The sequence below is a fragment of the Psychromonas algicola genome (genome assembly GCF_004378355.1).
Lineage (GTDB): Bacteria > Pseudomonadota > Gammaproteobacteria > Enterobacterales > Psychromonadaceae > Psychromonas.
In genome coordinates this window covers 118,187-130,416 of record NZ_SNUB01000009.1, presented here as the reverse complement: position 1 = coordinate 130,416, position 12,230 = coordinate 118,187, and the positions used below count along the sequence as shown (strand labels likewise).

Here is a 12,230-nt window from a genome sequence, read left to right as displayed (position 1 = left end):
ATAGGCAAGGTGTGTAAGTGCAGTAATGTATTGAGCTAACTTGTACTAATTACCCGTGAGGCTTAACCATACAACACCTAAGAAGTGTTGGTTGACCAAGACTTGTCGAGAGACGTTAAATCGCGCTTGTGAAGTGTATTTACATACATAAGTTTGTAAGATTAAACAATTTCAAAGAATTAGAACATATGACATTAAGTCCCAGCTTTTCTAATTAACATTTTATGCTTGGCGATAATAGCGCTATGGTACCACCTGATCCCATGCCGAACTCAGAAGTGAAACGTAGCTGCGCCGATGATAGTGTGGGGGCTCCCCATGTGAAAGTAGGTCATTGCCAAGCGCCTAATTAAACGAACCCAGTAAGTATTTTCTTACTGGGTTTTTTTATATCTGTTAATTGATGACCTACGTAGAAAGTAGGGCGAATATCGCGACAGCGATGGGTTATGAGCAATGTTCACCCATTGCCAAGCGCCTAATTAAACGAACCCAGTAAGTATTTTCTTACTGGGTTTTTTTATATCTGTTAATTGATGACCTACGTAGAAAGTAGGGCGAATATCGTGACAGCGATGCGTTATGAGCAATGTTCACCCATTGCAAGCGCCTAATTAAATGAACCCTGTTGATGAAAGTCGACAGGTTTTTTTTATGTTTATAATTTAAGTGTAAAGTTTGATGAGTGATACCATTCCGCATAAGTATCTGATCTATCTTGTTGGTTAAAATAATAGATAGCTCGTTGCATTCAATCGCAAGAGCAAGCTATGACTCAATCATGCGCCTTGCTCTTTATCATTTTCCCTCAACAAGCCCTGACCATAATATTATGGGAGTGGTATAAGGTATAAAAAAACGTAAAGTAGCTTTATAATTAAAAATACCTATCACTTCATTTCAATAACTTGAGTTTATAAAAACTATGAGTAGTTCTTTAACACGAGAAACTTTTCTTATTTTCTTTTCTGCAGTCTTCCTACCCATGTTTTTAGCTGCTGTCGATCAAACTGTTTTAGCCACCGCAACACCTAGTATTGTCAGCGATTTAGGGCAGTTACACCTTTCTTCTTGGATTGCCATCGGCTATTTATTAGCAACAGCTGCATCGGTGCCGGTATATGGTTGGTTAAGTGACCGTTATGGTCGACGCACTATGTTGTATTGGGCTTTGGGAATCTTTTGTATTGGATCGGTGGTGAGTGCTTTAGCAACTGATATGTCTGATATGATCATGGGGCGCGTTATACAAGGGTTAGGCGGCGGTGGCTTGATGAGTTTATCACAAGCACTCATTGCCGATCTGATTCCACCGCGCGAGCGAGCAAAGTATCAAGGTTACTTTGCCGCTATGTTTGCCTGTGCAAGTATCGGTGGTCCAGTTATTGGTGGCTTTGTAGTGACTCATTATTCATGGCATTGGTTATTTTGGGGCAATATACCATTAGCATTAGTGGCTGTGCTACGTTTAGTTAAGTTGCAACCTAAAGCGGTTAATGAACACCGTAATAAACCCATTGATTGGATTGGCTTATTCGTCTTCCCATTGCTGTGTACTGTGTTCCTTTATTGGATGTCAGTAGGCGGACAAAGTTTCGATTGGCTTTCGTTAACCAGTTTCTACTACGCCTGCATCATTGTAGCGCTTGCTGTTATTTTTGTGATGAATCAACGACACCATTCGACGCCGTTTTTACCGAACGAATTATTACGTAATAGGGCGATTTATATCCCTTTAATCACTTCGATGTTATTTGCTTTTTGTTTGTTTGCTTTGATCTTTTTTATGCCCATTTATTTACAATTAGGATTAAAAACTAATGCGGCCATCTCTGGCTTATTATTATTGCCTGTGACTAGTGGTCATATCTTTGGTGCACTATGTAGCGGACGTATTATGGCAAGAACAGGCATTCCAAAGTGGATACCCGTTGTTGGTATGACATTATCCAGTATTGGTTTTATTGCATTGGCTACTGTGTCTCCTTCTCCTGTTGTTGTCGGATTACTCGGTACACTTTGTGGCATTGGTTTTGGTACGGTAATGCCTACAACACAGTTAGTCATACAAACCGTGGCAGGAAAAGCCAACATCGGTTCGGTGACTGCGTTAGCGTCCTTATCTCGGAATCTAGGGGCTGCGGTGGGTACGGCTTTATTTGGTGTACTTATTTATCGTTTATTGCCTGGATTTGACCATAACACAAGCATAGAAACACTCTTAAGTGGGCCACAAGAGCCTATAATTTCTGCGTTTCAAACTAGTTTTTTTGTCACAGCTATTGTCTCTGGATTAGCTGCTCTTAATGCGGCTCGCGCACCTGTTATATCGCTAGGGCATTAATAGAAAATTAATTGACTTTAATATCTAAATTTAAACTTTGACTGCAAACAATTGGAGTAGCAATATCAATTGTTTGGACGATTCTTCTACATATAAATAAATGGCTATAACTATTCTATCAATTTCTTTTTAGCTATAATTCGCGCCATACTTTTAACAGGTAATAAACTATGGCAAAGAAAAAGCCGGCAATCAAAATGCAAACCTATGGTATTTATTCTCATTGGGATGCAAAGTCTAAAGATTTGCCTCAAGTTAAAGAATTTACTACAGATATCCCCGCTGAAATTGATATTGAATTTGGGTTTGTAATTAATGTAAAAAACGCGCGTGGTAAAAAAGCATTTTACTGTATCGACCACCCGAACGTACATAATAAAGCAGGCGAGCCTTGTGAAGCGTTTACTGGTGAAGTGCATATAACCAACAACGATTGGAGTTTCTACTTAGGAGATACAATTTGGGCGCCTATAGACGATAAATGTGGACCATGGCGTATGACGCTAGAGCTAGACGGAACTATCATTGCCGATAAAACCTTTAATGTATTTTCTGGCGAGCCGAATACAGTAACTAAACAAAGATTTGCTTATCTTTAGAATTTCGCTCTATGATGCTTTAATTAATTGATGGGAATGGAGTTTATACAATGATAAAAAATCTATTATCCATTCGCTCCTATAGTACAAAACCTACAAGTCACTCGCATTCTTTTAATCAACTTGTTCTTCCTTTGCGTGGCGTTATCAATATACGTGTTGGTGACTTCAATGGAAAGGTCGCACCGGGAGAATGCGTTGTTGTAAAAACAAATGAAGAACATTTATTTACCGCAGATCAACAGGCTCGTTTTGTTGTCGCTGATATGCAAAACCTACCTAATAATATTGATGCATCACAACAGATTGTTTTTGCTATTGATCGCTCACTTAGTCGTTATTTAGCTTTTATTGAAAGTCAGTTAGAAAATAAAATAAATGAAGCATTAGAGCAAAACATGTTTCAAATGTTCAATTTGTTGTTGGCTGAGCAACCCTTATTAGCAAAAGTAGATGATCGCATTGCCAAGGCGATTTCTTTTATTGAACAAAATATTGCAGAGCAGTTAGTAATAAAAAAGTTAGCGGAATTAGCTTGTCTCAGTGAGACTCAATTTAAGAAGCTCTTTAAACAGCAAACGAATATGACTGTTATGAAATACGTTACAAAATTGCGTATGGAAAAGGCACAAGCTTTATTGACGCATACGGATTATCCATTACAAATCATAGGAGAACGTGTCGGATATCAAGAGCCTTCAGCTTTTAGCCGAAAGTTTTCACAGTATTTTGGTTTCTCTCCTAATAAATTTAAAAAGTAATACCAATTGTATTAAATAACTGCTCTAAATTTTGCGCTGGAAAAATAGCTTAGTTACTTACTATGATTGGTATAAAAGGGTCTTAATCGTCAACAATAGCGTCTGAATGGTTAAATCTTCCCTCCATAATTCGATTATGCTTCCTGCTCTGATGTAATTAATTTTAAAGGTTAAAAATGCAAAGCAACTCTGTCAATGTAAAAGGTATTTTTGCCATTGTAGTGGCCAGTTTTTTATGGGGGACCACAGGCACGGCCGCAAGCTATTCCTTAAATGTAAGTGCATTAGCGATAGGAGCATTCTCAACGGGAATAGGTGGGTTACTGCTTGTTATTGCAGCACGAAATAAACTGTTTTCAGAATACAAACTCTTGTTACAACAACCTAAAGTTCTATTATTAGGTGGTATTTCCGTTGCGATTTATCCACTTGCGTTCTATAGCTCAATGCGTCTTTCTGGTGTTGCTATCGGTACCGTTGTTTCCATTGCTAGTGCGCCATTGTTTGCAGCTTTGCTTGATCGATTTATCAGTAAAAAACATATTTCCTTACAATGGTTACTCAGCTTTTTCATCGGTGCAATTGGTATTGTGTTGTTAGTGTTAGGAAAAGAATTAAATAGTATTCATAACAGTTTCCAACAGCAGAGTTTGGGTGTGCTTTTGGGATGTATTGCTGGCTTTGCTTATGCCTCTTATTCATGGGCTGCAAAATGTTTAATTGAAAAGGGCGTACATTCGCGTTCCGCTATGTCTGGTTTATTTGGTTGCGCTTCATTGTTGTTGTTACCTTCGCTCTGGTTTACAGGAGATAACTTATTTGCCAGTTCAACGAATACTTTGGTTTCTTTGTATATGGCAATTATTCCTATGTTTGTCGGCTATCTATTATTTGCTTTTGGATTGAATTTTGTCGATGCAAGTAAAGCGACCTTGATTACATTAATTGAGCCTATTATCGCAACGATTTTAGCAGTCTTTCTTATTGGAGAGCAATTTAAAGTGATTGGATGGGTAGGTGTTTGTTTAGTGTCAGTGTGTTTGTTAATTCAAACACGTAAGTCGAAAATATAGCTTTAAGATTTACACTATTCTCTCCATTGTGGCATTAACTGCTTTAGCTTTATGGTTGTGCCATCAATATTTTGTAGAATTTCGATTTCACCATTTTCTGGGTGTAACTGTAATAAAAACTCCCTACAAACACCACAAGGCAAAACTGTTTTTTCACCTTTTAAAGCAACTAGCTTAACGATTTGAAATTCACCCTCTGTGATCATGTTACCGGCTGCATTTCTTTCAGCGCAGATACCAAGTGAACTTGGTGTATCAATACACACACCTACATATTGATTACCATCGACAGTTTCAATGGCTGCTGAAACTTGCCCACAAGAGATAAAACCACTAGTTTGTTTGGCGCGTAGCTTTGATTGAGCTAATTCGGTTAATTGCTTAAATGACATATTAAGTTCCTTTATACATTATTTAATTAGAGAGGTTTTGCTTTACTTTGGTTATTAATAATAAGTCGCTTGAATGTCCTATTCAATACGAATGCTGTAGTTTATCAAGCACGAGCAGGTTTGGTCCTACTCGTGCTTAATTAACTATGATTTTCTAGCGGTTTGGTAACGTGCTAAAATCTTACCTAGGTTTTCAGATGCTTGAGATAATTGAACAACACCTTGTGCAGATTGAGCCACTAAATCTTTCACCGTATTAGACTGTAAACGAATACCACTTAGCTCTTCTGAAATATTGTTAGCAACAGAACTTTGCTCTTCTGAAGAATGTGAAATTTGGTAACTCATATCGTTAACCAGTTGTGATGATTCAGTAATTGAGTTTACATCTGCACCAATTTCAGTAATTAAATCACGGCTTACCTGCGCTTGTTTTACAGTGCTTTCTGCCATATTCGAAATGTTATTAGTTTCAGACTGCAAGTTCTCAATGGTTGATTGAATTTCAAGCGTAGCTGATTGAGTACGACCCGCTAAGGTTCTTACTTCATCGGCAACCACCGCAAATCCACGACCCATTTCACCAGCACGAGCGGCTTCAATCGCTGCATTTAATGCAAGTAGATTCGTTTGCTCTGAGATTGAACTGATAGTGGTGATCACTTCATTAATTTTTGTCGCGTTCTCTTGTAAAGTGACCACTGAGTTTGATGTTTGATCAATATAAGAAGATAACTGTTGAATCTCTTTAATCGCTGTCTGTACTCGTCCATCACTTTGTTTTACGTGTTCTGCGTTATCTTCAATTTGCTGTGAAGCTTGTTTAGAAATATCAGTTACTTCCATTGAAGATGCTGTCATTTCTTCCATCGCTGTCGCTACTGAATCAAGTGAAGAGTATTGCAGGTTAATCTGCTCTTCACTTTGACGTGTTTCATTCGATAAAGAAGAAGATGCGTTATGTAATGTTTCTGCATTCTCTTTTACAATTTCAACTAGCTCAGTTAGCGTATCCATTGCATTATCAAGTGCACAACCAATCGTACCAAACTCATCTCGACCAGGATGGAAACCTAAACGTGAAGTTAAATCGCCTTTAGCAATATTTTCCGTTGTGCTCCATAAAACCCAAAGTGCACCACCAATAAAAGTCGCAGTCCAATATAAAACAAGGGCTAAAGGTAATAACCAAAGAAAAGAAAGCAATAATGCATTTAAAGCGAGTTGCTTTGCTTCAGCTTCTTTGGGTGACACAGTTTGAGTTAATGCGACATATTTGTTAGCTTGGGTTTTAACAACGGCTGTGAGTTTATCTGCGTTGCGTGAAGAGGCTTTTGATGAGGTTGATTTAATGCCTAATGAAGTCATTTTTTCTAATTGTTTGTTAGACTCCAGTGCTAAAACCATACCTGACAATTGGCTTTCTAGTGCAATCATTGATTGCGTTTCGATTTGTTTTACATCGTGTTGATAGCGAGTAACCGATAGAGCCGTTAACACTACAAAACACAGACCAAAAATGACCCAAAATTTGTCATTGATAGACATCTTAATGAATAATTTATCTACGTTTCGAAATTGAACTTCTTTCATAATATCTCCATGGAGCATTTAATTAATTTTAAAAAACGTATTAGTCCCAATCAATACAAAGGCATCCATGCAATTTCTTTTTTTGGGGGAACTTATAATGCTTTTGAATTTTTCAAACTTATTTATCTCCTAAAAGATAATTGATTTAAGTTCAATCGTTCAAAATATTATATTTTTAACCATACAGTCAAGAGTTAAGTCATTATATCGGCAATAGTTAGGTTAACTTGAGGGTAAATTATTGATTATTTGTAAATTTGTTGCTGTTTTATTGTAGAACACCTGAAAGTTGGACAATATTTTTCATTTTTTAAATAAAAATTGTTTCTTAGTTTCCTCTTAAAAAGATTAAAGTTGATAAATTCGGAATCTTTCTATTTGTTTGCGTCTTCTTTCTGAGTCAAAAAATACAGTAATTTCGGGATAACCTAATGTCGCCTTTGTATTGTCATCAAAAACTTTCATCACGTCTAAATACACTAATGGTTCGTCTTTAACTTTAAATTCAACACCATGTGCGTAATCGCTAAGTGATTTTGGGTAACCGTAACCACGGGTATGATTTCCGATTATCTCCCAATTTAAGCGAACAAGCTGTATTTCTTTTCCTAGAAAATGCCCCCAAATGTCACTGATATTTTCTATTTTTTTAAAATACCTTCTCTCTTTTTCCCAGTGTTTTATTTGTTTAATATAAATTCCATGGATCAATTTTTGGTTTAACTCATCGCCGGGATAAATATGAAACACTTCCCCATTAGATAATTCAAAAAAAATGCCTTCTTCAGCGCTATGATGAACCTCTGAAATAGTTGTTTTGCCTTTATACCAAACAGAGGTGATCAATTTCCCTTGTAAGGCCGAAAAAGCATGCTCTAACTCTATTTTACTATTTATCATAAGTGGTAATTCTTTGTGTTTGAAGTGACCGTGTGAATGGCGATTGGTGACGTTAACAGGGCCCTTTTTCATAAATTGAGCCCTGTTAATGAAAAGCCTAAATTATCGGCTTACCACATTTCATCGTCGGTGATCTTAACTAAGTCAGCAATGGTTTCTGAAAACACAATTGGAGGCACTTCAGAAAACGGAATAAGACGTTTATCTTGCTCATCATAAGGGGCGTTATACATGAAACTTTGTGTGTTGACGCTTCCCATTGGCACAAAATAGAATCGCCCTAAATTCATCGTATCCTCATAACCCTCACGTATTGGTAATCCTCGTGTCTCTATAAACACATCAATATTATCTGCCGCAAAGGTTTTTTGATAAGAAGTCACTTCCCCACTTACTACTGCGCCAGTTCGCCATCCAGATTTTCTTGCTCGGTACTTGAATTTACCGACGAGTTTAGCCTGATCTTCAAAACTACTTCCTATAGTTGAGTGGTAATCCTCTTCTGCTGGTCCGTGTAAGTTTCTTTCTAGTTGATTGAACGGTGATGAAAGATCGTTTTCTCGCAAATAATGATCCCATATTTGAATGTTCTCTAAGCCCATTTGAATAGGATGCGCCAAGCTTATTTTATCTTTTGCTGTCAATTCAACAGCATCGCCTTGAGCGTTAACTAAGTGACCATTTGCATCGACGATAAAGTAAGTGTGCGCATTTTGCCAAACACTGTTTTGCGCGAACGCAAAGGCAACGGGGTGTGTAAGGAAAAATGCTTGCCAGTCATCAGCCATCCAAAATTTTTGTGTTATCAAATGGCTATTAAGCGACTGAGAAAACTGCTTAACGACGGTTCTTAATAATGCATTCGACTCTTTTTGTGCCTTTTTAAACTCAGCACTGGCTTTGGGAATATTCTTGATTATTTTGCCTTGTTGATCTTTATAAGCAAATAACAGAGAACGGTCGATAAATCGAGTGTAATGGATGTCGTTTTCAATAAATTCTTGTTCTAATTCTGTAAAACCAAAATCAGGCAACATGCGCTCTTGTAGCTCTAATGATGTGAGATTTAAATGATCTGCTATTGCAGCGAAGGCGGCTTCAGCTTCACGTAGCATCGTATTATAGCTTTCTGCATTCGCCTTAATGATCCTGTCTAACGCCCAAGCCGCAGCTTCTGTATTCATTAGCCCTAATAGTTGACAAGCTTGTAATTTCTTATTTTTGAGCGCTTCATGCAACAAACTGTCAATGAGGTCGTCTGAACCTAAAATGCCTACAGGTGCTAAAAGCCCTTTCGGCTTGATGTTTATCCCTTCAGTTTTAAGGATCAAATTCCATAATTCGCTCGCAAATGTTTGCGCACTTTCAGGCTCTAATAAATTGAAAAGTGGTCTTAATTCAACATCCGCTGAAATGGTTTTATTTAGACTCTGACGATAAAGTAAATAATTCACTTCTTGTTTTGTCAGCGCATTTCCGTCAGCCCAAAGTAGAGGCGGTAGTTTGCTCTGCGATTTTAGCAATTGTGTTTTTAATAACCCCAAATCAGCCACAACTTGCACGCGTTGTTTCATTTCATCAATCGTGACCGCGCTGAAGTCTTCGTTACCATAAACTATCATAACAGCCACTTCTCTTATCGATGGTTTCTGCTCCGTGTTAAGCATTGACTCAATCAGTGGGAAATATTGCGGGTCATTTAGGTAATAAAGCACACGAAGGGCTGCTAGTCGTTCACTGTCTTTTTTGGAATTGATGTATTTAACTGCTTTGCTTATAACGGTTTCATTGCCTGTTCTTGACAGTTGGAACGCCGCCATTTGTGATAATTCAAGTTTTTTATTGCCTGCTAGTTTCCACACTTCATCATAAACAGCAGAGAAATTAACTGGGTTTGATATCTCAACCTGACTCAAAATATGAAGCAAGGAACGATAATATTCAACGGAACCTTCACTAGTTGTTGTGACTTTAAAGTCATGCTTAACAGCTTGTAATGCATCTTCACCAAAATGATTTAGGATGGTTGCCGTTATCTCTAAATTATGTCTACGTGTATTTTCAAGGTATTGATGAACCGCTTGTTGCAACGCTTCACCATACATGCTCAATGCCCAATCAATAAAGCCTTTCGTATTGTCGCCATAACAACTATTCACTGACCATGAGAAATCTTCCCCTGTATCATTTTTCTTATCAGAAATAATAACCAGAGTTTCTTTGATTTTTTCAAGGGTTACTTGTTTGTATTCTTGTTCATTGGTTTCAGCAAGTACTCTGTAGCATTCCATAATGCATTCATGACAATCTGTTTGTGCCACGAGTTGGTGAACATAATGTTCGTAAGCGTTGAAGTCATGAGCTAACAATAGCTCTAACAAACTAAATGGAATGTGCTTGTTTGAACCACCTGTTCCTAAGTATTCACTGATCGTTAATAATTGCGGTAAACATTCATCCAATAACGCACGGTGCTCTAATAGCATTAACTTAATAAAGGGGCTTCTCAAATTGTGTTTGATGATAACGTCAGCAAAGTTTGTGATATCAGCCTTTGCTTTTTCAATAATATAGTTACCAATGGAATTAGGTGTGTTGTTTGTATTAAAAAAACGTGTTTTTGCTGGAATAGCGGAGAGAAAAGCTTCAAAGCAAAGTGTTTCTTCAATGCCTGCATTAATAACGCAGTTAAATACGTCTTGTAAAAGGTTCCCGCCTTGCTCTTCAGTTTCCAGCTGTGGTAAAAGCCACTTATCAAAGAACTCATTGTGATAACCTCGGAAAGATATTTCATCTAAAATATTTTTCTTTGGAAAATAAAACGCATCTTGTGTGATGAATTGTAAAATACGTTGATCTATAAAATTCCACTCATTAAAAGGGACTAATAAATCAACAATATATTTATAATCATGAACATCATCTCTTAAGGCAACTGGGAGTTCGTTTGACTCGCCACTAACAAAATCTTTTAATGCTTTAATTCTAAGTGGGCTTTCGCCGAGACTTCGGTTATTTATCTTCGTAAAAGTGTTATCAAATAATGGTGCTCGTTGTTCAACCAATTCTTTTTTGTTTGCAGGTGCTTCGCTGACAATAACATCAACGTCTGATTTTTTATTTTTTAAGCTTGAGAAGTAATCAAAAATTGATTCTACATTAATACTACCAAACCCTTCAGATACAATAAATTGCTCTGGAATATTCGATTTTTCAGCTAAATTAATAGAGAATTCTTCTAAGTTTTTTAAGTTGGTTAATGCTTCAGGTATTTCTTTTATTTCTGTTCTTCGGCATCTCATTTCTAACGTATCTAATGACGTTAATTGACATAAGATAACAGGGAAATGTTCAAATAGATTAGATTCAATATGCAACTTAGTAAGCTTGCTAAGTTGGCCTATTTCTTCTGGTAAGGTGGTTAAACCATTTTCTTCAAGGTTAAGTTCAATTAAGTTTGATAGTTGCCCAATTTCTTTAGGAATGATCAGGCCAGAATCCTCGGTTTTACCATAAGCGCTTCGGCATTCTCTAACGATTAATGTTTCTAAGTTTTTGAGTTCCCCGATGGAACTCGGTAACGCTTGTAAATCATTGGCTCTCTCTATTTTTAATGTTTTGAGATGAGATAGGTTGCCTAGTGTCTGTGGAAGCTCATAAGCGATACTGCCATGAATTTCCAAGTATTCTAATGCAGTGAGTTGGCATATAGCATTTGGTATTACTGAATCTTCGTTCACGAAAATTATTAATTTTTTTAAACTAGAAAGGGCGGCTATTTCATCTGGGATAATACATTCACCTTGGTAGGCAAAATGAATTTTGAGCTCTTCTAATTTATTTAAATGTTTAATGGAACTAGGAACATGCTGATCTTCTCTGAGACTGAATTCAAGGCTTTTAAGATTGACTAAGTTACCAATACCGTCATTAATTCCCGCAATATGTAAATGCTCTAACGCTGTACATTTCCATATCTCAGTAAGGAGTTCGTCACTGCTTTCCCATATTTTCCTATTATTAGGTTCAATCTCTGTGGCATTGCCTCTTTGAACTTGCTCTATTCTGTATAAAAAGTCGAGATCAACATCTTTAATTGAAATGCTAAGCTCAATGTAACCACCATTGATTTTAGATTTAATCAGTTTTTCTGCATCTTTTTCACAAGCTTCTATGGTTTCAAATTTTTTTACTTTTTTTGTCAACTTACCATTAACTTTCCCATAACTCACCGTATGAGATTTACCATCAGTTTTTATATTCCAAAGCTTGGTGCTGTTAACTAAGTTTTTTTTCATGTGAATGCTTACTTATGGTTATTGAGTTTCTGTTAAATTTCATTTGGCATTCTTTAAAGCCAAGTGAAAACTAAATTAAAAAAGGTTAGTTAGGACATATCTGTACTTCATCATAACAATACAAGTTAGAATCTCCAATATCCAATATCAAATAATAGCGTTTATGTTTTAATAAAGGATCTGGTTTATTGAAATGTGATTAGGAGAGCATGATATGGATAAAGGGATTGCATACTTTTTATTGCGGGCATAGTCTTTAAGTTTTCTTTA

General features: G+C 36.8%; 8 protein-coding genes and 1 rRNA gene. 5 read left to right on the top strand and 4 right to left on the bottom strand.

Going from position 1 to position 12,230, the window contains the following annotated elements; all coding sequences use genetic code 11:
• Positions 1-227 precede the first annotated feature (227 nt).
• From rrf to E2R67_RS06845, 5 genes are all read left to right on the top strand, one after another.
• Positions 228-343, top strand: a 5S ribosomal RNA gene (rrf, locus tag E2R67_RS06865).
• Between the two features lie 582 nt (positions 344-925).
• The gene (locus E2R67_RS06860) at positions 926-2,344 is read left to right on the top strand and encodes an MDR family MFS transporter (RefSeq protein ID WP_134290189.1); all 1,419 of its coding nucleotides are present in this window, start codon (positions 926-928) and stop codon (positions 2,342-2,344) included.
• Between the two features lie 170 nt (positions 2,345-2,514).
• Positions 2,515-2,943 carry a DUF3859 domain-containing protein gene (locus E2R67_RS06855; protein WP_134290188.1) on the top strand — a complete coding sequence of 143 codons (429 nt, stop codon included), beginning with the start codon at positions 2,515-2,517 and terminating at the stop codon, positions 2,941-2,943.
• A gap of 53 nt (positions 2,944-2,996) precedes the next feature.
• Positions 2,997-3,704: a helix-turn-helix domain-containing protein gene (locus E2R67_RS06850; protein WP_134290195.1), complete on the top strand. Its 708-nt coding sequence runs from the start codon at positions 2,997-2,999 to the stop codon at positions 3,702-3,704.
• Positions 3,705-3,880: 176 nt separating this feature from the next.
• Positions 3,881-4,777: a DMT family transporter gene (locus tag E2R67_RS06845; RefSeq protein ID WP_134290187.1), complete on the top strand. Its 897-nt coding sequence runs from the start codon at positions 3,881-3,883 to the stop codon at positions 4,775-4,777.
• A gap of 14 nt (positions 4,778-4,791) precedes the next feature.
• On the opposite strand, the gene E2R67_RS06840 is transcribed toward E2R67_RS06845, so the two are convergent.
• The 4 genes from E2R67_RS06840 to E2R67_RS06825 all read right to left on the bottom strand — a co-directional run bounded on the left by E2R67_RS06840 (position 4,792) and on the right by E2R67_RS06825 (position 11,960).
• Positions 4,792-5,169, bottom strand: a complete 378-nt coding sequence (locus E2R67_RS06840) for a cytidine deaminase family protein (RefSeq protein ID WP_134290186.1) — start codon at positions 5,167-5,169, stop codon at positions 4,792-4,794.
• 144 nt (positions 5,170-5,313) lie between these two features.
• Positions 5,314-6,762, bottom strand: a complete 1,449-nt coding sequence (locus tag E2R67_RS06835) for a methyl-accepting chemotaxis protein (RefSeq protein ID WP_134290185.1) — start codon at positions 6,760-6,762, stop codon at positions 5,314-5,316.
• A 348-nt stretch (positions 6,763-7,110) separates the two neighbouring features.
• The gene (locus E2R67_RS06830; protein ID WP_134290184.1) at positions 7,111-7,734 is read right to left on the bottom strand and encodes a hypothetical protein; all 624 of its coding nucleotides are present in this window, start codon (positions 7,732-7,734) and stop codon (positions 7,111-7,113) included.
• Positions 7,735-7,772: 38 nt separating this feature from the next.
• On the bottom strand, positions 7,773-11,960 hold the full coding sequence (locus E2R67_RS06825) for a leucine-rich repeat domain-containing protein (protein ID WP_134290183.1): 4,188 nt from the start codon (positions 11,958-11,960) through the stop codon (positions 7,773-7,775).
• Positions 11,961-12,230: the final 270 nt, after the last annotated feature.